18 protein-coding genes are annotated in these 25,463 nt (G+C 64.1%); 17 read left to right on the top strand and 1 reads right to left on the bottom strand.

What is annotated here, in order from left to right; genetic code table 11:
• Position 1: 1 nt before the first annotated feature.
• The 9 genes from secF (at position 2) to O3932_RS08470 (ending at position 13,285) form a co-directional block, all read left to right on the top strand.
• Complete coding sequence (gene secF / locus O3932_RS08510) at positions 2 to 1,090, top strand: protein translocase subunit SecF (RefSeq protein ID WP_371537695.1); 1,089 nt, start codon at positions 2 to 4, stop codon at positions 1,088 to 1,090.
• Positions 1,087 to 1,626, top strand: a complete 540-nt coding sequence (locus O3932_RS08505) for an adenine phosphoribosyltransferase (RefSeq protein ID WP_009647702.1) — start codon at positions 1,087 to 1,089, stop codon at positions 1,624 to 1,626. Before secF ends, O3932_RS08505 begins: the two co-directional genes overlap by 4 nt.
• Positions 1,627 to 1,705: 79 nt before the next feature.
• The gene (locus tag O3932_RS08500) at positions 1,706 to 4,006 is read left to right on the top strand and encodes a bifunctional (p)ppGpp synthetase/guanosine-3',5'-bis(diphosphate) 3'-pyrophosphohydrolase (RefSeq protein ID WP_371537693.1); all 2,301 of its coding nucleotides are present in this window, start codon (positions 1,706 to 1,708) and stop codon (positions 4,004 to 4,006) included.
• 167 nt (positions 4,007 to 4,173) lie between these two features.
• The gene (locus O3932_RS08495) at positions 4,174 to 5,505 is read left to right on the top strand and encodes a DUF349 domain-containing protein (RefSeq protein ID WP_371537691.1); all 1,332 of its coding nucleotides are present in this window, start codon (positions 4,174 to 4,176) and stop codon (positions 5,503 to 5,505) included.
• 1 nt (position 5,506) lies between these two features.
• Positions 5,507 to 6,226, top strand: a complete 720-nt coding sequence (locus tag O3932_RS08490; protein ID WP_296504241.1) for an MBL fold metallo-hydrolase — start codon at positions 5,507 to 5,509, stop codon at positions 6,224 to 6,226.
• A gap of 33 nt (positions 6,227 to 6,259) precedes the next feature.
• The gene (gene hisS / locus O3932_RS08485) at positions 6,260 to 7,609 is read left to right on the top strand and encodes a histidine--tRNA ligase (protein WP_314736503.1); all 1,350 of its coding nucleotides are present in this window, start codon (positions 6,260 to 6,262) and stop codon (positions 7,607 to 7,609) included.
• Complete coding sequence (locus tag O3932_RS08480; RefSeq protein WP_314568341.1) at positions 7,610 to 9,262, top strand: GTPase; 1,653 nt, start codon at positions 7,610 to 7,612, stop codon at positions 9,260 to 9,262.
• On the top strand, positions 9,259 to 10,860 hold the full coding sequence (locus O3932_RS08475; protein ID WP_314736502.1) for a GTPase: 1,602 nt from the start codon (positions 9,259 to 9,261) through the stop codon (positions 10,858 to 10,860). The genes O3932_RS08480 and O3932_RS08475 overlap by 4 nt, the downstream gene beginning before the upstream one ends.
• A 220-nt stretch (positions 10,861 to 11,080) precedes the next feature.
• A complete protein-coding gene (locus O3932_RS08470; RefSeq protein WP_371537687.1) occupies positions 11,081 to 13,285 on the top strand; it encodes a DEAD/DEAH box helicase in 2,205 nt (734 codons plus the stop codon).
• 9 nt (positions 13,286 to 13,294) lie between these two features.
• On the opposite strand, the gene O3932_RS08465 is transcribed toward O3932_RS08470, so the two are convergent.
• Positions 13,295 to 14,671, bottom strand: a complete 1,377-nt coding sequence (locus O3932_RS08465) for an MFS transporter (RefSeq protein WP_371537684.1) — start codon at positions 14,669 to 14,671, stop codon at positions 13,295 to 13,297.
• A gap of 102 nt (positions 14,672 to 14,773) precedes the next feature.
• Here O3932_RS08465 and aspS point away from each other — a divergent pair, with 102 nt between their 5' ends.
• The 8 genes from aspS (at position 14,774) to O3932_RS08425 (ending at position 25,338) form a co-directional block, all read left to right on the top strand.
• The gene (gene aspS / locus O3932_RS08460; RefSeq protein WP_296504252.1) at positions 14,774 to 16,579 is read left to right on the top strand and encodes an aspartate--tRNA ligase; all 1,806 of its coding nucleotides are present in this window, start codon (positions 14,774 to 14,776) and stop codon (positions 16,577 to 16,579) included.
• Positions 16,580 to 16,654: 75 nt separating this feature from the next.
• Complete coding sequence (locus O3932_RS08455) at positions 16,655 to 17,272, top strand: L-threonylcarbamoyladenylate synthase (RefSeq protein WP_009647719.1); 618 nt, start codon at positions 16,655 to 16,657, stop codon at positions 17,270 to 17,272.
• Between the two features lie 3 nt (positions 17,273 to 17,275).
• The gene (locus O3932_RS08450; RefSeq protein ID WP_371537681.1) at positions 17,276 to 18,448 is read left to right on the top strand and encodes an enterochelin esterase domain-containing protein; all 1,173 of its coding nucleotides are present in this window, start codon (positions 17,276 to 17,278) and stop codon (positions 18,446 to 18,448) included.
• 95 nt (positions 18,449 to 18,543) lie between these two features.
• On the top strand, positions 18,544 to 19,572 hold the full coding sequence (locus O3932_RS08445) for an ABC transporter substrate-binding protein (protein WP_371537678.1): 1,029 nt from the start codon (positions 18,544 to 18,546) through the stop codon (positions 19,570 to 19,572).
• 34 nt (positions 19,573 to 19,606) lie between these two features.
• A complete protein-coding gene (locus O3932_RS08440; RefSeq protein WP_371537675.1) occupies positions 19,607 to 20,605 on the top strand; it encodes a FecCD family ABC transporter permease in 999 nt (332 codons plus the stop codon).
• Positions 20,602 to 21,642 carry a FecCD family ABC transporter permease gene (locus O3932_RS08435; protein ID WP_371537672.1) on the top strand — a complete coding sequence of 347 codons (1,041 nt, stop codon included), beginning with the start codon at positions 20,602 to 20,604 and terminating at the stop codon, positions 21,640 to 21,642. Before O3932_RS08440 ends, O3932_RS08435 begins: the two co-directional genes overlap by 4 nt.
• Before the next feature lie 4 nt (positions 21,643 to 21,646).
• Positions 21,647 to 22,441: an ABC transporter ATP-binding protein gene (locus tag O3932_RS08430; RefSeq protein ID WP_371537670.1), complete on the top strand. Its 795-nt coding sequence runs from the start codon at positions 21,647 to 21,649 to the stop codon at positions 22,439 to 22,441.
• A gap of 1,574 nt (positions 22,442 to 24,015) precedes the next feature.
• A complete protein-coding gene (locus tag O3932_RS08425; RefSeq protein ID WP_371537667.1) occupies positions 24,016 to 25,338 on the top strand; it encodes a type IV secretion protein Rhs in 1,323 nt (440 codons plus the stop codon).
• Positions 25,339 to 25,463: the final 125 nt, after the last annotated feature.

Here is a 25,463-nt window from a genome sequence, read left to right as displayed (position 1 = left end):
CATGATGAGTTTTGCTCAGTGGGGCAACGCCCTGTACTCCGGCGAGAAGTCCTACGCCGTCATTCCCAACCGTAAGACGTTCGTCGGTCTGGCTGCCGCGGTCCTCGTGATCGGTTTTGTGTTGGTCGCGATCATGGGGCTGAACCGCTCGATCGAGTTCACGGGCGGTTCCCAGTTCGACGTCGCTCACGTGAGCGACCAGAGCGAGTCCTTCGCATCGCGCACTGTGGCCGACACCGGCCTCGTCGAAGGTGCTTCGAAGGTGACCCGCGTCGGAAGCGACTCCGTGCGCATCCAGACCACGTCGCTGGATTCTGCGACGACAGCACAGGTGCGTGACGCTCTGGCAAGCGCCTACGGCGTTGATCCGTCCTCGGTTCAGTCTTCCTCGATCGGTCCCTCGTGGGGTTCCTCGGTGACGACGAAGGCCGCTCAGTCTCTCGTCATCTTCATGGCCCTCGTGGCCCTGCTGATGACCGTGTACTTCCGTTCGTGGCGGATGGCAGTGTCTGCGCTTCTCGCGCTCGTGCACGACATCGCGGTGACGGTCGGTGTCTTTGCGATCCTACAGGTTGAGGTCTCGCCCGCCACCGTCATCGGCTTCCTGACGATTCTGGGCTACTCGCTCTATGACACCGTCGTCGTCTTCGACAAGGTGCGCGAGCTGACCGCGGACGTCTACGATCAGAAGCACTACACCTTCGCCGAGTACGTCAACCTCGCGGTCAATCAGACGATGGTTCGCTCCATCAACACCTCGGTTGTGGCGCTTCTCCCGGTCGGTGCGATCCTTATCATCGGTTCTGTGGCCCTGGGTCCGGGTACGCTGGTGGATATCTCGCTGGCGCTGTTCATCGGCATGATCGCGGGTACCTACTCGTCGATCTTCATCGCCTCCCCGCTCCTCGTCACCTTCCAGGAGCTGTCGAACACCACCCGCGAGCACGACGCGGCAGTCGCGTACGAGCGCGAACACCGCCACGCCACCGACGAGGCCTCGCCCGCGAAAGCCGTTAAGGTGGCTCCGATTAAGCCCGGCAGGCGCCTGGGCAACGAGAATCAGCCTCAGAGGAAGAAGACTCATCGATGATCGGCGAACTCGGCGATCGCATCGCCACTCTCGTGCAGGACAACCTGGTCGAGATCCCGGACTTTCCCGAGCCGGGCGTTCTATTCCGCGACATTACCGGCCTGTTCGCGAACGGACCCGCGTTCAAGGAACTTGTGGAGTTGATCGGCGCGCGCTACGCGGGCCGCATCGACGCGGTAGCCGGCCTGGAATCGCGCGGCTTCATCCTCGGTGCCCCCGTGGCCGCCGAGTTGGGCCTGGGCATGTTGACGATCCGCAAGGCTGGCAAGCTGCCCGGTGAGGTCATCGGTGTCGACTACTCGCTCGAGTACGGCAGTGCCCGCATGGAGATCCGCCCTCAGTCGGTCCGCGAGGGTCAGCGCGTTCTCATCATTGATGACGTTTTGGCGACGGGTGGCACCGCGCGTGCGGCAGTCGACCTCCTCAATCAGTGTGGTGCCTCGGTCGAGGCCCTCGCTGTCCTGATGGAGCTCGACGGTCTCAACGGTCGTAGCAAGCTCGACGGTGTGACGGTGGAAACCGCACTGCACGTCTGAGCGACCAACTCACAGAGACGAGCGGGTCCGGGGATTGTCACGATCCCCGGACCCGCTCGTTCGTCGCTATCATTGGTTCATGAGTAGCGACGACACGACTTCAGGGGCCGCATTGCCCGCGGCCGTCTCCCGAGTGCGCTCCGGCCTCGTGTGGTTCGGGTCCCGTGGACGCGCCACGATCCCCGAGATTGAGCCGCTTGTGCGGGCTTTGCGCGCGAATCATCCGAAGGCGGATATCAGCGTGGTGGAGCGGGCCTACCGCAAGGCTGAAGAATGCCACCGTGGGCAAATGCGCAAGTCTGGCGAGCCGTATATCACCCATCCGGTGGCCGTAGCGACGATCCTTGCCGAGATGGGAATGACGACCCCGACGCTGGTTGCTGCACTGCTGCATGACACCGTGGAAGATACGGACTACACGCTCGAGGAACTGACCGCCGACTTCGGTGAACCCATCGCGAATCTGGTCGACGGTGTCACCAAGCTCGACAAGGTCCGCTATGGAGCTGCTGCTCAGTCCGAGACGCTGCGCAAGATGCTCGTCGCCATGAGCCGCGACATCCGCGTGCTGCTCATTAAGCTGGCCGATCGCATCCATAACGCCCGCACGTGGCGTTTCGTTCCGGCCAAGTCGGCGGCGAAGAAGGCGCAGGAGACGCTGGAGATCTACGCGCCGCTGGCTCACCGCCTCGGTATGAACATGGTCAAGTGGGAACTCGAGGAGCTTTCCTTCAAAACCCTGTATCCGGAAATCTACGAGGAGATTGACCGCCTCGTTGCGGAGAGGGCCCCTCAGCGTGAAGAGTACCTGCGTGACGTCATCGACCAGATCGAAGAGGATCTGCGCCGCTCGGGTACGAAGGGCACGGTCAGTGGTCGCCCGAAGAGCCACTATTCGATCTACCAGAAGATGATTGTGCGAGGCAAGGCTTTCAACGAGGTCTTCGACCTGGTCGCCGTGCGTGTGCTGGTAGACTCGATCAAGGACTGCTATGGCGTTCTCGGTGCCCTGCACGGTCGGTGGAACCCGATCCCGGGCCGCTTCAAAGACTACATCGCGATGCCCAAGTTCAACCTCTACCAGTCGCTGCACACGACGGTCATCGGTCCGGGTGGTAAACCGGTGGAGATCCAGATTCGCACGTATGACATGCACGAGCGCGCGGAACACGGTGTCGCCGCGCACTGGAAGTACAAGCAGAACCCGAACGCCACGAGCTGCGACTCGGATCGCATGAGTTCGGAGGAGCAGGCGAACTGGCTGCGCGCTCTCGTTGAGATGGAGCGCGAGACGGGTGATCCGGAGGAGTTCCTGGATTCGCTGCGCTACGAGATCGCCGGGGACGAGGTGTACGTCTTCACCCCGAAGGGTGAGGTCATCGTCCTGCCAGCCCGTGCGACTCCGGTTGACTTCGCCTACGCGGTGCACACCGAGGTCGGTCACCGCACGGTTGGCGCGAAGGTGAACGGGCGCCTCGTCGCCCTCGACACGCGCTTGGAGTCGGGTGAGACGGTCGAGGTCGTGACCTCGAAGTCGGATAAGGCTGGACCGTCACGCGACTGGCTGGCGTTTGTCGCCTCGCCGCGTGCTCGCTCGAAAATTAAGGCGTGGTTCTCGAAGGAGCGCCGCGAGGAGGCCATCGAGTCGGGCAAGGAAGCGCTCGCTCGCACGATGCGTAAGCAGAACCTTCCGCTGCAGCGGCTCATGAATCATGAGTCGATCCTGTCGGTTGCGACGTCGTTTGGATACCCGGACGTGTCGGGCCTGTACGCGGCGGTGGGCGACGGGCATATTTCGGCGCAGAACGTCGTCAACCGGCTCATGGACAACCTGGGTGGGGGAGACGGCACCGAGGAGACGCTCTCCGAGGGCGTGACACCGGGTTCTACAAAGCCCCGTTCGCAAGCGTCGGGCGACGCGGCCATTACTGTGGCGGGTCTGAGTCCGAACGAAATCTGGGTGAAGCTCGCGAAGTGCTGTACGCCCGTTCCGGGTGACGAGATTGTCGCTTTCATTACGCGAGGCCAGGGGGTGTCCGTGCACCGCAGGACCTGTGCAAACGCGGTGCGCCTGGCTCAGCTTCAGCCCGAACGTTTCGTCGACGTGTCGTGGAACGCCGAGGGTATGACAGCTCCGTTCCGTGTCCAGATCGAGGTGCGCGCGCTTGACCGCGGCGGTCTGCTCTCGGACCTGACCCGGGTCCTGTCGGATTATCGTGTCAATATTCTGGCCGCAGCCCTGAAGACGGATGGCGACCAGGTGGCTTCCGGAAACTTCTCTTTCGAGCTGGCGGACCTGGGGCATCTGAACGCGGTCCTGTCGGCGCTGCGCCGGGTCGACGGGGTCTTTGAGGCGGTTCGGATCGGCTCCGACGCTTAGACGAGGTCGTGACACCCACGCGCTCACATGGGACAGCGACGTGTTACATCCGTCCCCTTTTTCGGTGTCGTACGCCCATTTTCCCGTTAGATGTGACACACTAGCTTTGTGTGTCACATCGGCACACGACCGCGCCGGGCGTCAGCCCTCGTCCTAGAAGGAATATCGTGACCGAGACGTCGATTCCGACCAACGAAACCACCCCCGAAGCCGTCACGGCTGCATCCGAGGAGACCACGGCCTCTGCGATTCCCGCGTCGGAGCTGCCCGAGCACCCCTTCGCCCGCATCGGTGAGGACGGGACCGTCTATGTCAAGGATGGAGACGAGGAACGCGTTATCGGCGGCTTCCCCGAGGGAATTCCCGCTTCGCCGTACGCTCTCTACGAGCGTCGCTACGCCGACCTCGAGGCCACCATCAAGCTCTTCGAAGACCGCATGGCTCAGCTGAGTCCCCGCGACATTGACCAGACCCTGGCCACGTTGCGCGAGCAGGTTGCCTCCCCGAACGTCGTCGGTGACATCCCGGCTCTGCGCGCTCGCGTCGAGGCCGCCGCGGAGGCCGCCGAAGAACGCAAGGAGATCGCCCGCGAGGAGCGTAAGGCCGCCAAAGCTCAGGCTCTCGCAGACCGCACGGCCGTCGTTGAGCGCGCCGAGGCGATCGTTGCCCAGGATCCCGCCAAGACGCACTGGAAGCAGTCGGGCCAGACCCTGCGTGACCTGCTGGAAGAGTGGAAGACCCTGCAGCGTCGCGGCCCGCGCCTGGAAAAGGCCGTGGAGGACGAGCTGTGGAAGCGTTTCTCCTCCGCGCGCACCCAGTTCGACCGTCACCGCCGACAGTTCTTCTCGCAGCTGGATCAGGCGCAGTCTGAGGCCAAGCGCATCAAGGAAGCACTGATCGCCGAGGCCGAGGCACTGTCCTCCTCCGTCGATTGGTCGCGCACCTCGAGCGCTTACCGTGAGCTGATGAACCGGTGGAAGGCCGCCCCGCGCGCCTCCCGCAAGGAAGATGATGCCCTGTGGGCCCGCTTCCGCGCCGCTCAGCAGGTGTTCTTCGACGCCCGTCGCGCCAAGGACGAAGCCACGGATGCCGAGTATCGGGAGAACCTGGCCGCCAAGGAAGCAATCCTGGTTGACGCCGAAGCGATCCTGCCCGTGAAGGACATCGAGCGTGCCAAGGCTCAGCTGCGTCACATTCAGGACCGCTGGGAAGAGGTCGGTCGCGTGCCCTCCTCCGACCTGCACCGCATCGAAGGTCGCCTGCGTGCCGTCGAGGCCGCCGTGCGCGAAGCGGAAGAGAAGGAATGGCGCCGTACCAACCCCGAAACGCGCGCACGCGCCGCCGGCATGGTGGGACAGCTCGAAGAACAGATCACTCAGCTTGAGCGTTCCCTCGCTGACGCCGAGGCTAAGGGCGACAACAAGGCGGCTTCCGCCGTGCGTGAGACCCTCGAAACCAAGCGCGCCTGGCTCGCGCAGATCTCCTCGTCCATGGAGTGACATGCGCCTTCACGTTATCCCGTCGCCTTTCTACGCGGCAAATGGGCTTGTGCTCGTCCCTTCCGGGGCGGGCACAGCCCTTGTTGTTGACCCTTCCGCAGGCATCCAGCATCTGATCCGCGAAGTTCTTCAGACCGAAGGGGTGAACGTCGGCGCTGTCCTGCTCACACACGGTCACCCTGACCACGTGTGGGACGCCGCCGAAGTCTCCACGTGGGGCCTTGACGGGACCACCGTGCCCGTCTACCTGCCCGGACCGGACATGTACCGCATGGATGACCCGGCCTCGTTCCTGCCGATGCCCCTGCCTGACTTCGTGGGGGAGTGGGTCAAGCCCACCGACCTGCGTGAGATGCCCGCGGATTCGGTCGAGCTGACCCCCGGCGTGTGGGTTCGCATGGTTCCCGCCCCCGGCCATACGGAGGGATCGGCGGTCTTCCTGGGGCACAGCCCCCTGGACATCCGTGTCAATAACCAGTCGTTCTACGCCAACGAGGAGTGCGTGCCGTGGGCGCTCAGCGCCGACGTCCTGTTCAAGGACAGCGTTGGACGCACCGACATGCCCGGTGGTGACGAAACGCAAATGCGTCACTCACTGCGTACTATTTCCAACGCGTTGGACCCGAACACGATCCTCATCCCCGGCCACGGTCCGGCAACAACGATGGCCGATGAGATACGCTCCAACCAGTATTTGATCCGCGCTCGCCGTATTGGCTAGCGTCGGTGCCGTTTGTTTGCGAAGGATTACGTCATGGCTCGCACGTCCCTGTCAGGTTTCCCCGAATGGCTCCCCGAGGGCCGCATCGTCGAGATGCACGTCCTCGACGAGCTGCGCCGCGTTTTCGAGCTGCACGGTTTCGCTGGCATAGAGACGCGCGCGGTCGAGACTCTGGCCCAGCTTGAAGCCAAGGGCGAGACCTCCAAGGAGATCTACGTCCTGGACCGCCTGCAGGCGCTCAAAGCTGCCGCTTCCGGCGCTCGTGCCCCCAAGGACAAGGGCATGGGTCTGCACTTCGACCTCACCGTGCCCTTCGCGCGTTACGTCGTGGAGAACGCGAACGAGCTGGACTTTCCGTTCAAGCGATACCAGATTCAGAAGGTCTGGCGCGGCGAGCGCCCCCAAGAGGGGCGTTTCCGTGAGTTCACGCAGGCCGATATCGACGTCGTCGGTAACGGCGAGCTGCCCTTCCACTTCGAGGTGGACCTGCCCCTCGTGATGGCTGAGGCGCTCAACAACCTGCCCATTCCGCCGGTGCGCGTACTCGTCAACAACCGCAAGGTCGTACAGGGCGTGTGTGAGTCGCTGGGCGTCACCGACGTTGAGGCGGCCCTGCGCGGACTGGACAAGATCGACAAGATTGGCCCGGAGGGTGTGGCTCAGGAACTCGCCGAATCCGGTATCGGCGGTGACCAGGCGTCCGTGCTGCTGCAGATGGCGCAGATTCGCACGGCCGATTCGGTCGAGGTGCGCGAGCGCCTGGGCGCGCTGGGTGTGAGCGGAGAGCTGCTCGAGCAGGGTTTGCGCGAGCTGACCGCTCTGCTCGACACCGCAAACAAGCGGATGCCGGGCGCGGTCGTCGCGGACCTGAAGATCGCGCGCGGCCTGGATTACTACACGGGTAGCGTGTACGAGTCGGAGATCGAGGGCCACGAGGACCTGGGGTCGATCTGTTCGGGCGGGCGCTATGACTCCTTGGCGAAGGATGGCAAGCGCACCTACCCGGGTGTGGGTCTGTCCATCGGTGTTTCGCGACTGGTTTCCCGCATGATTTCCGTGCCGTTGGCGCGCGCCTCGCGCAAGGTTCCCACGGCCGTCGTCGTTGCCGTCACGAACGAGGAGCGTCGCGAGCGCTCCGAGGAGATCGCGGCCATCCTGCGCTCGCGTGGTATTTCGACGGACGTCGCACCAAGCGCGGCCAAGTTCGGTAAGCAGATCAAGTTCGCCGACAAGCGTGGCATCCCCTTCGTCTGGTTCCCGGGCGAGGATGGAGCCGACACGGTCAAGGACATTCGCACGGGTGAGCAGGTGGACGCCGACGCCGCCACCTGGGTTGTGCCCGAGGCGGACGCAGCCCCTTCGGTCGAGAAGGTGATGCCCTGAGTGTCGGCCTCTGCGGTTGAAGCAGCCCGCGGCCTGGCGGGTGCGCTTGAGCAGGCGCTCAGTGCGATGCCCTCGGGTGCTCGCGCGGACGCTGAGAGGGCACTGCGCCGACTGCAGGACGTTGTGCTGCCTCGTCTAGAGGAAGCCGATGCGCCGCTCCTCGTGGTGGTTGGCGGCTCGACGGGGGCGGGTAAGTCAACGCTCGTCAACTCTTTGCTTGAACGTACGGTGAGTCGGGCGGGCGCTGTTCGTCCGACGACACGGCGGCCGGTTCTCGTGTGTGCGCCTCAGGCCCGCTCGTGGTTCATGTCGGATCGCGTGCTGCCGCGCCTGGCCAAACATGAGGGTGGGGAGGGCACGAGCCTGGATGCCGTGACGATCACGGTGGACGACTTGATGTGGCCGAGCATGGGTATCCTCGACGCTCCCGATATTGACTCGGTTGAGGAAGGCAATCGACGGCTCGCGTCAGAGTTGCTCGATGGCGCGGATCTCTGGATTTTCGTGACGAGTGCCGCACGCTACGCCGACGCGGTCGCCTGGACGCACCTGGAGGAGGCAGCCGCGCGCGGCTTGCGCGTCTCCATCGTCCTCAACCGCGTCCCCCCGGGCGCTGAGGCTGAGATCCGTGCGGATCTTGCCTCGCTCGTGCAACGACGAGGCCTGGGCGAGGTCCCGATTATCGTCATTACTGAGCAGTCGCTGACCGATGGTCGCCTACCCATTGACGCTATTTACCCGGTCGGTTCTTTCTTGGAGGGAATCGGGCACGATGCGCAGGAGCGTGCGGTGATCGTGCGTCGTGCCCTCACCGGCGCTGTCGCAGCGTCCTTCGAGGAGTCTGATCGTGCTCTGGATGCGTCTCGTGATAGCTGTCGTGCAGTGGACTTTGCGCGCGAGGAGCTTGAGGCGACGGTCGTCTCGCGGGCCCACGAGGTTGCCTCGTCCTCGAGCGACGATGTGCTGCGCGGTGAGGTGAGCGCGCGCATCGCCGAGGTGCTGGGGTCCTGGGACATGACGCGAACCTTTTCCCGCGTTGTGGCGTCGGTGCGCCAACGCATCGTGGGTGCCGTGCGGGGCACGGCAGCCCCGGAGGAACAGGTGCGTCGCGACCTGACGGGTGGCGTGGCTCAGCGTCTTGGGGACTCCTATCACCGCGCGTGGAACGACGCCCTGCGCTTGGCTGCGTCGGTGGGAGAGGCCGCGGGACTGGAACCGATGCTGGACGTGGACGGGGCTGCCGAGCGCGCCCGCCACACCGCGCAGGAATGGACCAGCGAGGTAACGGACATCGTCCGTGGCCAGGCACAGTCTTCACGCGTGAGCGGTCGGCTGCTGGCGGGCGGCATCAACGTTGTGACGCTCTCGCTCATGGTCAGCGTTTTCGCGATGACGGGCGGGGTGACCGGGGTCGAGGTTGGCGTCGCTGGTGCCTCTGCTGCGCTGTCGCAGACGATCCTCGAATCCTATTTCGGCGAGCGTACGGTGCGTTCCCTGGCCATGCAGGCGCGCGAGGCGCTCGAACGACTGGCTGCCGATTCGCTGGCAGAGGTCGTCGCGCCTGTTGCGATGAGGCTCGACAACTCGCGGGAGCACGAGCGGATTGACGCGCTTGAGTCTGCTCTCGCCACCGCGCGGGAGGCGCTGGTATGAAGCGCGCAGCAACGCCGGTTGCCGCGGCTGCCGCGGAGCTGGACCAGATCGCGACGCTCGCAGCCTCTGATATTGAGCCGCAGATACTGGAGCGTATTCGGGAACTCATCGATGTGACGTCGGATCGGGCCGAGATCGACCCGACCTGGTGTGTCATCGGCATGCTCGGCGGAACGGGTGCCGGGAAATCTTCCCTCGTGAACGCTCTCGCCGGGGGAGAGGTCGTGTGTGCCGGTGTCTTGCGGCCCACGACGAACGAGGCGTGTGCCGTCCTGCCCGCGGGCCGCGAGCCGAAGGAATTGCTCGGTTGGTTGGGCGTGCGAACCCGCGTCTGCGCGCCCGGTGACTTATCGGGCGACACCGCGATTATTGACCTGCCCGACATCGATTCGGTCGAGACTTCTCACGCGCAGGTGGCCGGGCGTCTGGCCACGCGTGTGGACGCCCTTGTCGTCGTTGTTAATCCGCAGAAGTACGCGGATGCGCGCCTGCACGATGAGTGGCTGGAACGCTTGCGCACCTCGCATGCCTCCGTGACGGTTGCCTTGACCCACATCGACACGCTCGGCGTGGCTGAGAGGACCTCCATCGTGTCCGACCTGCGCCGCATCCTGGATGAGCGTGGTCTGACGGGCGCTCGCGTTGTCCCGGTCAGTGCGACGACGGGGGAGGGAGTGGCTGAGCTGGCCTCCCATCTGGCAGATGAGGCGGCCCGCGTCTCGCGTCAGGCTGCCCGGGCGCGGGCCGCCCTGAGCCAGGCAGCTCGGCTTGTGCGCGACGCGGTGGGCGTCGAGGGCGCGATTCGTGGCGTTGAAACCGAGGGAATGGCAAGTGATCTGGCGAGGGTGGCCGCCGATCTTGTCGGAGCCCCGATTATCGCTGAGGCCGTGGCCGCTTCGACCCTGCGCGCCGGCACGCGTACGGGTGGCTGGCTGCCGCTGCGTTGGCTCGCGCGCCTGGGGGTTGATCCCCTGCGGCGTCTGCACCTGGGGGAGGAGGAACGCCAGGAGAGTGCGACGACTCCAACGCTGCCGACGCGATCCGCCTCTGACGAGGCGGCCTTCGCGAACGCCGTGCGTCGCGAGGTGGCCGCACGCTCGCAGGGGCGCCCCGAGCGCTGGCGCCGACTGCTCGTCGAGCGCGCCCTGTCTGGCGCAGCCGTGGTGCCCGCAGCGGCGCACCGCGAGGTGGCGAACAACCTGCGCGTGAGCGCGAGCGCGCCGAGTCTCTCCCGCATCCTCGGCGGCTTCCAGCTTATTGCGTGGATGGTCAGCCTCATGGGCGCTGCGTGGATCGGCCTCGTGCACCTGGGACGTGCCGTGCTCATCGATACCGACGTCCCCGCCATCGGCCCGATCCCTATGCCCACGGTGATTCTCGTTTGCGGCTTCGCGGTGACCTTCCTGTGCGCGAGCCTGAATCGAGCGCTGTGTTCCTGGGTGGCGTCCCGCCGCAAACGGGCGGTCATGGACGACGTGCGTGCCATGTGCCGCGACGAGGTTGACCGTCTCGTCGTCGCCCCGCTGCGGGCGGAAGATAATCGCCAGGTCACCATTGCCTCGTTCGTGGCACGCCTCCACCTCGACAAGAGGGTGTGAAGCGGCGCTCACCAGCGGCGTCGAACAGTGAATTCGCCGACCACGGGCACCTTTTCTGAGGAAGTGCACGCTATGCTGGTGGGAGCGATGAGGCGCAGCCCCTTGTTATGGTGCCCCGCGGGATGCGGGTTTTGTTGTTATGGGTGAGGCCGCGCTGAGGAGCCGAGATGGCCCGCCCCGATGGTTTTGCTACCCCACATGCAACAGACAAGGAATCACTATGCCCTCTGAGGACTACATGGACCGCGACGAACAAGACGAGCGCGACGACATCATTGATGCGGACGAGGATCCCGGCCTCGTCGACGACAGTGCGGACGAAGACACCGACCTTGACGACGCCGAGGACACTGACGACGCGGATGACGACACCGTGACTTTCGCGAGCCTCGGCCTGCCCGAGGAGATCCTCGCGGCCGTGACCGACATGGGCTTCCGCGTCCCCACCCCGATCCAGGCAGCCGCCATCCCGCCGCTGCTGGAGCTGCGCGACGTCGTCGGCATCGCCCAGACGGGCACCGGCAAGACCGCAGCCTTCGGCCTGCCGCTGCTCGCCATCGTCGACGCGGATGAGCGCGACGTGCAGGCCCTCGTCCTGGCACCCACCCGCGAGCTTGCCATGCAGAGCGCCCAGGCGATTGAAGACTTTGCAGCGCGCACGGCCCGCCTCGATGTTGTCCCCGTGTACGGCGGCTCACCGTACGGCCCGCAGATCGGCGCGCTCAAGCGCGGTGCCCAGGTCGTCGTCGGTACCCCGGGCCGCGTCATCGACCTCATCGAGAAGGGCGCGCTGGACCTGTCGAACGTGCGGATGCTCGTGCTCGACGAAGCCGACGAGATGCTGCGCATGGGCTTTGCTGAGGACGTCGAGACGATTGCGTCGAGCGCCCCCGATGATCGCCTGACCGCGCTGTTCAGCGCCACGATGCCCGCCGCCATCGAAAAGGTGGCGCGTGAGCACCTGAAGGACCCTGTCAAGGTCGCGGTCTCCACCGAGTCTTCCACGGTCGATACGATCCACCAGACCTACGCCGTCGTGCCCTACAAGCACAAGATCGGCGCTCTGTCCCGCGTGCTCGCAACCCGCGCCCAACACATCGCTAAGGGACAGGAAGAAGCCGACGCCGCCATTGTCTTTGTGCGCACACGCGCCGACGTCGAAGAGGTCTCCCTCGAGCTGTCGGGCCGCGGATTCCGTGCCGCCGGCATCTCCGGCGACGTCGCCCAGACCGAGCGTGAGCGCATGGTTGAGCGCCTGAAGAACGGCTCCCTCGACGTGCTGGTCGCCACCGACGTGGCTGCACGCGGCCTCGACGTTGAGCGCATCTCCCTGGTCGTTAACTTCGACGTTCCGCGTGAACCCGAGGCCTACGTGCACCGCATCGGCCGCACCGGTCGCGCGGGTCGCGAGGGCCGCGCGCTGACCTTCTTTACCCCGCGTGAGCATGGTCGGCTGCGCCGCATCGAAAAGCTGACGGGAACCGAGATGGAAGAGGTCGAGATTCCGTCGCCCGCAGCTGTCTCCGAGTTCCGTGCCCGCCGCCTGCTCGAGGGTTTGGCCGCCCGCATTGAGCGCGGTCGCCTTGACATGTATAAGGGCCTGCTGGCGGACATGGGTGAGGAGTCCTCCGTTGAAGACATTGCCGCGGCCCTCATGGCCACGGCTGTCGGCGACGAGGGACCGGCCCCGCGCCGTGAGAAGGATCGTCGCGGAAACGGCAAGATCCGCCGCGAGGAACGCCTGGACGAGTCCGGTGAGTTCGTGGGTGCCTCCTTCGAGGCGGGCCGCGACAAGGACCGCCCGCTCAAGGGTGGTGCGAACGGCGCTCGTCGTCGTGGCGGCGGTCGTCCTGCCCCCGGCTCGGGCACGCGTTACCGCATCGAGGTGGGTAAAAAGGACCGTGTCAAGCCCGGCTCCATTGTCGGTGCGATTGCTGGCGAGGGGGGTATTGACGGCCGCGACATCGGCAACATCGAGATCTACCCGACCTTCTCTCTGGTCGACATCACCGCCGATTTGTCCGGCGAGCAGCTCTCCCGCATCTCCAAGGGCTACGTCTCCGGCCGTCAGCTGCGCATCCGCGTGGATGAGGGGCCGGGCGCTCGTGGCGAGCGTGACGGCTTTGAGCGTCGCGAGCGCCGCGACTTCGACCGCGATTCCCGAGGTCGTGGTGGCTTCGGCGGGGAACGCGACGGACGCTACGGTGACCGTGAGGGCCGTTCCGGCGAGCGCGACGAGAAGCGCCCGCACCGTTTCGAGAAGGGCGACGGTTCACGTCCGCGCCGCAGTGTTCGTACCGAGCGCTGGGAGAAGGACATCAAGCGTGCGCGCCGCGACCGCGAGAGTGGCCGCGATGGCTGGGAGCGGGACGGAGACCGCGAGGGCGGACGCCGCCACTTCGGTAAGCGCCGCTACGACGACTGAGAGTAGCCTTCACTCGGCCGGTCGGAGTCGCCTCACGGCGAACACGGCGAGGCCCGCGAGGACCACTGCAATGACCCAATAGGGAGCGTAGGCCGCCCCGCCCACCGTGGCGGTGGCGGCCCACGCGCTCATAGCCACGGACACGAGGGCGAGCTCGAGGGCCGGACCCGCCGAGTCAGCGACCTGCAGCCACGAGGCCACGCGCCCGTGCTTGGCCTCGGGGGTCACCTCGAGAGCCAGGACCGACAGGGGAGCGTGGACCAGGCCGACGCCGAGACCGACCAACAGCCAGCCGATCAGAGCGACCCAGACCGGAATTGCAGGGATGAGGAGCACGCCTACCGGCACTGCGCCGATAGCGATGAGCGAGCCGCCGACGACGGGCAGAACCTTACGCTTGCGCGGATCGTGTACGCGTGCCTGTGCGACAGCGCCCAGCGACCACGTGATCGACCCGAGTGTGACCCACCAGGCGGACGAAGCCTCGGACCACCCGTGCACTCGCTGCAGGACGAGGGGAATCATGACAGCGAGTCCGACCTGCGAGGCCAGGGCACATAGGCGTGCAAGGATCGCCGACGGCATGCCTGGACGGGATGCAAACGTGCCGCGCGGCAGCAGGTGGGGCAGCGCCCACACCGTGAGGCCTGCACCGAGCAAGAACACACCGAACTGAGAAAGAACGGAGGTAAGCGCGCCTGCAAGCTGCAGGAGCATGACACCCGTGCCCGCTAAGACCGCGTTACACGACAGTGCTGCCAAGCGCGCGGCCTTGCGTGCCTCAGCGGCGGGCAGCGTGCGCAGCACGTAGCCGACGGGGATGGCCGCAACGACGACGACAATCGGGACGACGCCGAAGACGTAGCGCCACCCCCACACTTGAGTTACGTAGCCGGCGATTGCGGGACCCACCAATGAGGGGAGTACCCACGACAGCGAAAAGGCCGCGAAAAACGACGGGCGGTGGGCCGGGGCGGCAACCGCACCGATCAGGACATACAGGGGAACGACGAGAAGTCCGCCGCCCAGCCCCTGCAGCGCGCGGCCAGCGACGAAGATAATGATGTTCGGACCCACAGCGGAGATGATCAGGCCCACGGCGAAGAGCGCCATACCGGTGAAGAGAACGGCGCGAGGTCCCTTCCAGTCCGCCAATGCGCCCGCGACTACCGTGGCGCTCAGCTGCGCCGCCAACGCGGCACCCGAGGCAATCGGATACCAGGGTGCGGCGTCGAAGGAAGCGACGACCGTCGGCATGATCGTCGTGGCTGCCAGCTCCTCAAACGCAACAAGCGTGATCAAGAGGACAGAACCTATTGCCAGACCGATCTCGGTGGGTGTCCAGGCGGGGGAGGAGGGGACAGAAGAAGTAGAGACGACGGCCATAGTACCCATTCTATTTGCGGCGAGCGTGCTCCCAGACCGAGCGCGCGTACAATAATACTGCCGCCGCCTGTCTCGCGGATGGTAACAACGAAAGGAATCACAGTGCTTCGCACTCACAACATTGGAACCCTCGGCACCGACCTGGTCGGTCAGACCGTGACGCTCACCGGTTGGGTGGATCGTCGCCGCGATCACGGTGGAGTGGCGTTCATCGACCTGCGCGACGCGTCGGGTATCGCCCAGGTTGTCGTCCGTGACGAGCGTGTCGCCCACGAGCTGCGCTCCGAGTTTGTCCTGAAGGTCACCGGCGAGGTCTGCGCTCGCCCCGAGGGCAACGAGAACCCCCACCTGGCCACCGGTGCCATTGAGGTGATGGGTGACGACATCGAAATCCTGAACACTAGCGCGCCCCTGCCGTTCCAGGTGTCCTCCAATGCTGAAGATTCCGGCAACGTCGGCGAGGAAACCCGCCTGAAGTACCGCTACCTCGACCTGCGCCGCGAACCCGAGCAGTACGCGATCCGCCTGCGCTCGAAGGTTTCGCGTGCCGCCCGCGAGGCCCTGTACGCCCGCGACTTCGTCGAGATCGAGACGCCGACCCTGACCCGTTCGACCCCCGAGGGTGCCCGCGACTTCATCGTCCCCGCCCGCCTCTCCCCGGGTTCCTGGTACGCCCTGCCCCAGTCGCCCCAGCTGTTCAAGCAGCTGCTCATGGTGGCGGGCATGGAACGTTACTTCCAGATCGCGCGCTGCTACCGCGACGAGGACTTCCGCGCCGACCGCCAGCCCGAGTTCACCCAGCTCGATATCGAGATGAGTTTCGTGGACCAGGACGACGTCATCGAGGTCGCCGAGGACGTCCTGAAGAACGTGTGGGCGCTCATCGGTTACGACCTGTCCACGCCGATCCCGCGCATGACCTACAAGGACGCGATGGAACGCTATGGCTCGGATAAGCCCGACCTGCGCTTCGGCCTTGAGCTGACCGAGCTCACCGAGTACTTCAAGGACACGACCTTCCGCGTGTTCCAGGCTCCCTACGTGGGTGCTGTCGTCATGCCCGGCGGTGGCTCGCAGCCTCGCCGCACTTTCGACAAGTGGCAGGAATGGGCCAAGGCACGCGGCGCGAAGGGTCTGGCTTACGTCACCATCGCCGAGGACGGTACGCTGGGCGGCCCCGTTGCCAAGAACATCACCGAGGCTGAGCGTGAGGGCCTGGCTGCCGCCACCGGTGCCAATCCCGGCGACTGCATCTTCTTCGCTGCCGGCAAGCCGACCCCCTCGCGCGAGCTGCTCGGCGCTGCCCGCCTGGAGATCGGCAAGCGCTGCGACCTCATCGACCCCGATGCCTGGGCCTTCACCTGGGTTGTGGACGCGCCGCTCTTCAAGCCCACCGGCGATGCTGAGGCCGAGGGCGACGTCGCGCTGGGCCACAGCGCCTGGACGGCCGTCCACCATGCTTTCACCTCGCCCAAGCCCGAGTGGATCGACTCCTTTGACAAGGATCCGGGCAATGCGTTGGCCTACGCCTACGACATCGTCTGCAACGGCAACGAGATCGGTGGCGGTTCGATTCGTATTCACCGCCGCGACATCCAGAACCGCGTGTTCAACGTGATGGGTATCGGCGAGGAGGAAGCCCAGACGCAATTCGGCTTCCTGCTCGATGCCTTCAAGTTCGGTGCCCCGCCGCACGGCGGTGTCGCGTTCGGTTGGGACCGTATCGTCTCGCTGCTGACGAAGTCCGAGTCGATTCGCGATGTCATCGCCTTCCCGAAGTCCGGCGGCGGTTTCGACCCGCTGACCGAGGCCCCGGCTCCGATTACGCCTGCGCAGCGTAAGGAAGCCGGCGTTGACGCGAAGCCGAAGAAGCGCGGTGAAGAGGTCGCAGACGAGGGGAAGAAGTGATCTAGCTCTCGCGCGTTCTGTCCACGAAACCCCCATCTGGCCCCGGCCGGTGGGGGTTTCGTGCACAATAGAGACATGTCGTACGTTGAGTTGCATCCGGAAAATCCTCAAGCACGTCTGGTTAACACGGTCGTTGACCTGCTGGAACGCGGCGGTACGATTGCGCTGCCCACGGACTCCGGCTACGCGATCGCGACCAAGATTGGCAACAAGTCGGGCATGGACACCATTCGCGCGGTTCGTAAGCTCGATGACAAGCACAATTTCTCGCTGCTGTGCCACTCGTTCGCGCAGCTCGGTGAGCTAGTTATCGTCGATAATCATGAGTTCCGCACGATGAAGGCGCTGACCCCCGGACCTTACACGTTCATCCTGCGTGGCACCAAGGAAGTTCCGCGCATCATGCTGAACAAGAAGAAGCACACGGTCGGCGTGCGCATCCCGGACCATGTCATCACCCAGGCGATTGTCGAGGCCCTCGGTGAGCCGCTAGCTTGTTCGACGCTCATCATGCCGGGTGAGAAGGAGCCTCTGACGGACGGCTTTGACGTGGACGAGCGCATCGGGCATCAGGTTGATCTGGTGGTCGTGGGTCCTGTCGGCGTCGCTGAGCCGACGACGGTCATCGACTTTGCGGGAGGCGACGCTGTCGTCGCGCGCGTCGGCGCGGGCGATATTTCGCTTTTCGACTGACCGATGGCCTTCGAGGAGGAGTTCTTTTCTGAGACGGGGTTTTGTCGGCTCGAGAGCGATCCTGAGGACTGGGATGACCATGGGTGCGCCGATGGCCCGCGCGTCGGTCGTCGGCTCGTCCTCGACGGGGTTAACGCCGTTCGCGTGACGTTTCGGTGCGATGCTCCTGAGAATGCTCAGTGCTTCGTTATCGTCAATACCGTGACGGATCGCAACCGCGATCACCTTGACGCTTTTCGTCTGGAAAGCGTGCCCGGATCTCGCGTGCACGTGCTCGCGTGTGCGCTGCCGGCGGATGCGATCCTCAGCTATCAGTTCGCGATTGTGGACGCTGGTGGCATCGATCCGCGCACGAGCATGGATAGGGGTGATTGGCTGCGATTAAGTCAGGCTGCTCGCCCTGATTGCTCTAACGTCCGCAGTCTCATCAACGGGCGAGGAAACGTTGCCTCACTGTTTGTGGGACCCGATGCGAGCGTCGTGTGGCCATCGGAGAGCCTCCGCTCTCTGCAGATGCGTGCTGCCCGTGAGGAAGACATCGGTGTTCGCATCAGTACACGTCGTGAGCGTGAGCGACCCCGTTCCATCGTGGTCCACGACGGCGAGTGCCCCGCACGCAGAACCCTCATTCTCTTCGACGGGGAGATGTGGCGAGCCAATGGCGTTGGCTGGCTGACCTGGCGCTACCCTGGTCTTCGCGTCGTGACGATCGATGCTGGTGATCTGCGCGCTCGCCAGGAGGAGTTAACCGAGGCGGGCCGTGTTGAGGAGCTCGTGAGAGACATTTGTGCCGAGGTCGGGGCTGGTCCTGTTGCTCTGGCCGGTCAGTCCTTCGGTGGGCTTGCAGTGCTCGAGGCTGCCTGTCTGGGTTCGTTGCCCGTCGAGTGTTTCCTCGCACAGTCCCCCTCTCTATGGTGGGGTGGAGAGGAACGAGGCCGGGGCGAGGGGACGCTGATAAAAGAACTAATGAGGGGACAGAGGTGTCTTGGTCAAGGCTTGACAGTGTTGTGTCAGGTGGGTGAGCGCGAGCGGGCGATGCTACCTGTAACTCGGCATTGTACTGCTCTTTTAGAGGGGGCGGGATCGTTTGTCAGTTTCGAGTCCTATCCCGGTGGCCATGACGTTGCATGGTGGCGCGAAGGGCTCGTGCGAATGCTCGACAGATGGTTCGCGTGAGCCTATCCACCATTGCATGCGAAGAGAGCGCCCTTTGCACCGCTAGGTTAGGCTTGCCTATGCATCTATCGTGATCTAATCGAATTGAGGAACACGTGCATATCTCGACACGAGTTCGCGCTTTCGCGGCTCTCGCTCTTGCATCCCTGACCCTGGGAGCCTGCTCCTCCACGCAGCCCGCCCCGGCCTCGTCCTCTGGAGCGAACGGGACCAGCGAGACCCGCGTCGTTACCGATGCCTCCGGACAGGAGGTCACTGTGCCCTCGCATCCGACCCGCGTCGTGACGCTTTCCGAACCGACCACCGACAACGCGCTCGCCCTGGGAGTGACGCCCATTGGTGTCGTATCGGGCCGCGGCCAGCAGACGGTCCCCAACTACCTCCTTGATCGCGCCGGAGACATCCCGATTCTGGGTTCCATCGGCACCCCCAACCTGGAGGCCATTGGTGCCGCCCACCCGGACCTGATTCTCGTTGACGGCACGTCCGTGAAGAACAACGACACCGAGACTCTGACGGCCCTCGGCCAGATAGCTCCCGTCTTCTTCACCACGCAGTCGGGCGGCGACTGGCGCGAGACTTTCGCCCTCACCGCGGATGCGCTCGGCGTGCCCGAACAGGCTGACGTCAAACTCGCGGAGTTCGACCAGCATGTCGCAGATGTGAGCGCCCGCCTGAAGGATGCTGGCTACCTCGACCAGACATACTCGGTTGTGCGCTGGCAGGGCGATAGTGCAGGCCTGATTCTCAAGGAGCTGCCCGCCGGACAAGCCCTGACCGCTCTAGGCATGAAGCGCCCCGCCAATCAGGACCGTGATGGAGAGGGACACTCCGAGCCCGTCTCCCTCGAAAACATCGACCAAATCGACGCGGACTGGATCTTCTTCGGCACGCTCGGCAAGTCCTCGGTGAACAACCCGTCGGCAGGCGGAGCCACCGGTGTTGAGGCGTCTGCCGCCGCACTCGAGGAGGCGAAGAATACTGTTGGTTTCGATTCTCTCGGAGCTGTCCAGGCAAACCACGTCATTCCCGTCGATGGATCCCTGTGGACCTCGACCGGCGGATACCTGCTGATGGACGGTATCGTCTCGTCCATCGAAGCTCAGTTTGTCCCGGCGTCCTGAGCGTGGGACACGCGGTCAGGTGCGCACTGTGCGAATGAGCGCCCACCGACTCACCAGCGTCGCTATTGCCTGTGCAGTGGCGGCGCTGGTGCTTGGTGTCGTCGTGATGGCCTCGCTCGCCCTGGGATCCCGGCAGATCGCCCCGAATATTGTCTGGGAGTCCCTTGTCCACGGCGGAACCTCCCAGGACGCGCGGGTGGTGCTATCCCTTCGTGTACCCCGGACCATCGCGGCGCTCATCATCGGGGGCGCGCTCGGGTTGGCCGGATCAATCATGCAAGCGATGACGCGCAATCCGCTCGCTGATCCTGGCATCCTCGGCGTCAACGCAGGGGCTGCCTTCGCGGTCGTGTCGGCGACCGCACTCATGGGCGTGTCGACGCGTGCCGTCACCCTCGGCGCTGCGTTGATAGGAGCCGGAGTTGCCTCCGCCCTCGTCTTTGCACTGTCTGGCCGGGGCGCACGCGCCTCGCGTGCACGCCTGGCACTGGCGGGTATCGCCGTGTCAGCCGCACTGGCATCGCTGACGTCGGCCATCCTGACGGCCAACCAGTTTGCTTTCAATGAGTTCCGCTATTGGGCGTCCGGCTCCTTCGAGGGGATCGGAGTTGATTCGCTCGTCTTGGCGAGCGTTGTCATCGGCGGCGGGGTGTTACTCGGTGCGCTTCTGACGTCCGCTCTTGGCATTCTGACGCTCGGAGACGAGGTCGCCGTCGGTCTCGGCGTTCGGGTGCGGCTTGTTCGAGGACTCGCAACCCTGGCAGTCACAGCCCTCGCGGGAGGAGCGACCGCACTCGGGGGTCCCCTCACGTTTGTTGGTCTCGCCGTGCCGCTCCTCGTCCGACGCGCGGTTGGCGCGCGTCATGGCTTGATCGCTCTCTGGTCCGTCATTGTGGGGGCTGCGTGGGTGTGCGTCGCAGATGTTGCCTCGCGCCTCGTGCTGGCTCCTCAGGAGGTGCCTGTCGGTGTCATCGTCGCGCTCATTGGGGCACCTTTCTTTATCGCAACTGCGCGTGGACGGGGGATGTCGTGAACAGCGGGCGTTACGTGGTACTAGCATTGCCGTGGGTCTCGCTACGCATTCATCGGCGTAGTGCCACGGTCGTCGTTGCTGGACTACTCCTTGCCGTGTGCCTGTCCGTTTACTCGCTGACGCTGGGGGATTATGGTCTCAGCGCCGCAGAGTCTTTCCGTCGACTGATGGGCGACAGCGGGCCTCGAGACGATTTCTTGGGCGTGTACTTCGTGCAGTCTGTTCGTTTTCCGCGTGTGTGTGCGGCGCTGGGAGTCGGATGTGCGCTCGGCCTGTCGGGTGCCATCTTCCAGACGATCTCTGGCAACCCGCTCGGTAGTCCCGACATCGTCGGCCTGTCGACTGGCTCGGCGACGGGCGCTCTCCTTGCGATCATTGTGTGTGGGTCCAGTCCTGCGACGACGGGCGTCGGAGCGCTCGTGGGCGGTCTCGTGTCGGGGGCGCTCATTCTTGCCTGCGCGGGTGGCGTCCGCGTGACAGGTATTCGGGTCGTCTTGGTCGGCATCGGTTTCTCCGCCGCTCTCCACGCTATTAATTCACTGCTGATCGTCAAGGCTCCCCTGGAAGCGGCGCAGCGCGCGCAGTTATGGAGTGCAGGATCGTTCTCCGGTGTGACGATGGTGCGCATTGTTCCGTTCATTCTCGTTCTTGCGGTGACCGTACTGGTTCTTGCGTGGCTCGCACGTCCACTCGCTGTGCTTGCGATGGGGGATGATGTGGCGATGGCCTTGGGGGTGCGGGTACGCGAGGTGCGGATCGCGGTGATCGCTGCGGCGATGGTGTTGGTTTCCATGGCAACCGCTGTTGCAGGCCCGGTGGCCTTTGTGGCTTTGGCGGCACCCCACGTTGCTCGTCGCGTGTGTGGTCACGGGGGAGTGGGGCTTGCATCGTCTGCCGTCGTGGGAGCGCTTCTTGTGCTCGCCTCCGATGTGGTTGCGCAACGGCTCCTGGCACCCCATGAAATGCCGGTGGGCGTCGTGACTGGCGTCGTGGGTGGCATCTATCTGCTCGTGTTACTCGTTCGTGAGGTGAGGTAACGTCATGATTGATCGGCACAGTGAAGGTGGGCTTCGTGCCCATTCGATCACCGTTGGCTACGGGAAGGACTCTCCGATTCTGGAGGGGCTTTCACTGGATGTTCTGCAGGGCGAACTGACGGTCATCGTCGGCCCGAATGCATGTGGCAAGTCGACGCTGTTGCGGGCACTCGCCCGCGTGCTCAGCGTGCGCTGCGGCGTCGTTGAGTTGGATGGGCAGGTCCTGAATGAGCTGAATCAGAAGGCCCTTGCGCGCCGCCTTGGTCTCCTCGCGCAATCCTCTGTTGCACCGGGCGACATGTTGGTGGAGGACCTGGTTGCGCGCGGCCGCTATCCGCATCAATCTCTCGCACATCAGTGGAGCACGGAGGATGACGAGGCCGTGGCGCGTGCAATGCGTGACGCCGGAGTAAGCGCATTTTGCTCCAGACGTGTCGGCGAACTCTCTGGTGGGCAGCGTCAGAGGGTCTGGATCGCGATGGCTCTGGCGCAGTCGACGGATATCCTGCTCTTGGATGAGCCGACGACCTATTTGGATCTGAATCATCAACTGGAGGTTCTGCGTTTAGCGGACCGCCTACGTGAGGGGGGTCGGACAGTTGTCGCGGTATTGCACGATCTTCACCTTGCTTTCCGCTACGCGACGCATCTCGTGTGTATGAAAGATGGGCGGATCGTTGCTCAGGGAGTGCCGCGAGACATTGTGACGCCCTCTCTGATCTCCGACGTATTCGAGGTTGAATGCGTTGTCATCGAGGATCCTGAGTCGGGGGCACCGCTGGTCATTCCACGTCGTTAGCGGGGGGTAGAAACGAGATTCATAGTCTCAAATGTTGACCAGAAGGTCACTTTAGATGACAGTTATTCGATAATTTAGCTCACAATTTTTTTCAATTAAATATAATTTTCCTTGTAAAACCTGGTTTTGGTGCACCGGTCCGTGAATTTGCTTGTTGTTCGCAATTGCGTGTTGGGGACGAACTAATAGGATGGAGCGTATGGCTCGTAGTTACTCGGACACTGACATGTTGGTCTGTTCATAATTGAGCGAACTTACTAAAATTATCCATGAGGGAAGGAAGGTGGCACGCATGGCGCCACGGTCGTTCACGCGAAGCGAGGGGCTGCGTCTGTCCCTGCTTGCGTTGGCCGCGTCGGCGTCCATTGTTGGTGGCGTGTTTGTCACTGCACCTCCTGCTTTTGGTGACGATGCCCTCCCGGATGCTTCAGCCGCCTGTCTCGTTGCGCAGGGTCCGGAGTCGATGGCTTCTCTTTCCTCGATTGTGCATGCGGGCGAATCGGTTCATGTTGAGGGTTCTGGCTGGGGTCCAGGTACTGAGCAGATACGCGGATTCGTTATCATCACCCTCGATGATGGTGAGACGAAGCGCCCCGATGGAATGGAATTGCCCAGCTGGGTTCCCGATGCTGTTCGTCGTGATCGTACTGCCTGGGCCGTCGCCGACGTGGCGTCCGATGGAACCTTCTCAACGGATATTCCCCTCCCGTCGTCCTGGGAAGTTGGGTCAGCCCATGTGGTTTACATTGGCGATGCTGTCACCGGAACGTATGTCGAAGCTAAGGTGCGTGTCGTTGACACTGCCGTTGATGTTCGGACATGCTCCATGAACGCTGATAGTCCTGACCCCTCCGATCCTGGCTACGCCGTCGTGGTGCCAGATATGCCGGGGGAGGAGACTCCCTCTGCTCCCGCAGACAGTGATCCCGGTGAATCTGCCTCGACGGTGGCACGGCCCGCCATTCCTGCTGACGAACCAAAAGTACTTACCTCTGAGGTAAGAGGTGACCAGGCTTCCGACGCTCAGGTCTCGACTTCGTCATCGACGGATGCCTCTGCGCCCCCTGCCTCGGCAAGTACTGGGTCGTCACGTCCCGGGAGTGCTTTGTCGCGGGGATATGTGAATGGCGGCTCGTCCCAGCTGGGATCTCCCACCCCCGATCCGTCCTCGTCTACTGAACAACAGAGCGTGTCTGCTTCTGAGATTGGACCTAGGTCTCGCTCGGAGCAACAGGCTACGGAGCAAGCTGCCCGCGAGCAAGAGGGCCGCCTCAACGGATGGATCCTTGCAGGTGGTGGGGCGCTTGCGTTGCTCGGTGCCATCGCGACGGTCAGCATTGTGCGCAAGTCGCATGGATCATTCCACTAGATCGAGCGAGCAGCGCACGATGCCAATGTGATCACCACTGACCGCATGGTGCGTGTTCGTGCTTCACATGAAGCCGATGTAGCTGTTACTCTGGTTATCAGGCAATATCTTCTGAGTATTTAAGTCCCAAAGGAGAACCGTTATGCAGCACGGACGGGTTACTTCCGCCCTCGCAGCGCGGGTGCTCGCTGGCCGCAGTCGGGTAATGAGCGTGCTCATGGCCCTATGCCTCTTCGCCGCAGGTGCGCTCGCCATTCCCGGTTTCGCTGCGCGTGCCGATAACAACGATGGTCCCCTCCCTATCCCGAACACCACGTTCGTTATCAACCTCGAGAATGCCTCCGAGTTTGAAGCGGAATACGGTAAGACAGGCTACTGGGGCGTCATCTTGGATAACGGTGGCGTAACGCCGACCGCGCCTCTTACCTTCGAGCGCTCCGGTGAAACAGTCACGGTGACCGCTGATGGCCTGTGGAAGGTAAATGCGCTCGACAACTACAGAATGGTCGTTCCGGTTCCTAATGGCGCCAACAACGGTGAACATGTGACCTGGGAACCCGGTAGTTCCCACTGGGTCACCGTCGTGATCTACCAGGACGACAAGACCCTGGCGAAGACATTCAACTACTCGGTGAAGGTCTTCGAGCCGTCCAGCCCGTCGGCGACGGCCGAGCCAACGCCGGAGCCGACTGCAGACCCCACGGTTGAACCCGCGCCGGAGCCGTCCGTGAGTCCCGCGCCGGAGTCGCCCGTGAGTCCCGCGCCGGAGCCGTCCGTGAGTCCCGCGCCGGAGCCGTCCGTGAGTCCCGCGCCGGAGTCGCCCGTGAGTCCCGCGCCGGAGTCGCCCGTGAGTCCCGCCCCGGGACCGTCCGTGAGTCCCGCGCCCGCGCCTCAGCCTGATGATCCGCAGTTGCCGGTTGTCCAGCCGACCGCAACTTCTTCCGCGTCGCCTTCGGCAACGCCTTCCGCTTCGGCCTCTCCTGCGGCGAACGCGACGCAGCCGTCCGATACCCCGGTGTCCCCCGTATCGGATGTGTCTGAGCTGACTGATGCAAATAAGGGTGGCGTGAGCGCGGCTTTCACTGGTGGACAGCTGACGATCAATGTTCCCTCCGACAAGGCTGGCGCTGGCGAGTGGGTGAGCGCCAACATCATGCAGACGGGTGAGGCACGCTGGCTTCAGGTTGAAGACGGTAACAAGGTCACGATGGACGTGGCCGGCCTGCCCATGGGCGAATACAAGGTCGTCGTGGCGAACCGCTCGCACCAGCTGGTCGGCTGGGCCGACTTTAAGGTCGCGTCGACCGTTGGGGCTGCCGGCGCGGGCGCGTCGGTGGATGCATCCGGTTCTGTGAAGTTGCATGCGGAGGTCCTGTCCTCCTCGAATGCCGCCGATGAGTCCGAGGGCTTGAACGGTTACCTGCTCGGTGCCGGTGCGTGCATGCTGATCCTTGGGGGCCTCGTCGTCCTCCAGGTCCTGTCCGGTCCGAAGATCGGATCTTCCTCGCAGGGAGTCACCCTGACGTAGGCTAGGTTTCATGGATCTGTTTGATTCTGAAGCATTCGACGAGTTGGGCGTGCCCGCGTTTTCCGCGGACGCGCCCCTCGCCGTTCGTATGAGACCTTCTCGACTGGAGGAGGTTGTCGGTCAAT

Source organism: Pauljensenia sp. 20925_1_25 (assembly GCF_041433955.1).
GTDB lineage: Bacteria > Actinomycetota > Actinomycetes > Actinomycetales > Actinomycetaceae > Pauljensenia.
This window is presented reverse-complemented; position numbering and strand designations above follow the sequence as displayed.

Bases quoted from the DNA above. Each gene is read 5' to 3' on its own strand.
- secF (WP_371537695.1), top strand. From the start codon at position 2: ATGATGAGTTTTGCTCAGTGGGGCAACGCCCTGTACTCCGGCGAGAAG.
- O3932_RS08505 (WP_009647702.1), top strand. From the start codon at position 1,087: ATGATCGGCGAACTCGGCGATCGCATCGCCACTCTCGTGCAGGACAAC.
- O3932_RS08500 (WP_371537693.1), top strand. From the start codon at position 1,706: ATGAGTAGCGACGACACGACTTCAGGGGCCGCATTGCCCGCGGCCGTC.
- O3932_RS08490 (WP_296504241.1), top strand. From the start codon at position 5,507: ATGCGCCTTCACGTTATCCCGTCGCCTTTCTACGCGGCAAATGGGCTT.
- hisS (WP_314736503.1), top strand. From the start codon at position 6,260: ATGGCTCGCACGTCCCTGTCAGGTTTCCCCGAATGGCTCCCCGAGGGC.
- O3932_RS08475 (WP_314736502.1), top strand. From the start codon at position 9,259: ATGAAGCGCGCAGCAACGCCGGTTGCCGCGGCTGCCGCGGAGCTGGAC.
- O3932_RS08470 (WP_371537687.1), top strand. From the start codon at position 11,081: ATGCCCTCTGAGGACTACATGGACCGCGACGAACAAGACGAGCGCGAC.
- O3932_RS08465 (WP_371537684.1), bottom strand. From the start codon at position 14,671: ATGGCCGTCGTCTCTACTTCTTCTGTCCCCTCCTCCCCCGCCTGGACA.
- O3932_RS08455 (WP_009647719.1), top strand. From the start codon at position 16,655: ATGTCGTACGTTGAGTTGCATCCGGAAAATCCTCAAGCACGTCTGGTT.
- O3932_RS08450 (WP_371537681.1), top strand. From the start codon at position 17,276: ATGGCCTTCGAGGAGGAGTTCTTTTCTGAGACGGGGTTTTGTCGGCTC.
- O3932_RS08440 (WP_371537675.1), top strand. From the start codon at position 19,607: ATGAGCGCCCACCGACTCACCAGCGTCGCTATTGCCTGTGCAGTGGCG.
- O3932_RS08430 (WP_371537670.1), top strand. From the start codon at position 21,647: ATGATTGATCGGCACAGTGAAGGTGGGCTTCGTGCCCATTCGATCACC.
- O3932_RS08425 (WP_371537667.1), top strand. From the start codon at position 24,016: ATGAGCGTGCTCATGGCCCTATGCCTCTTCGCCGCAGGTGCGCTCGCC.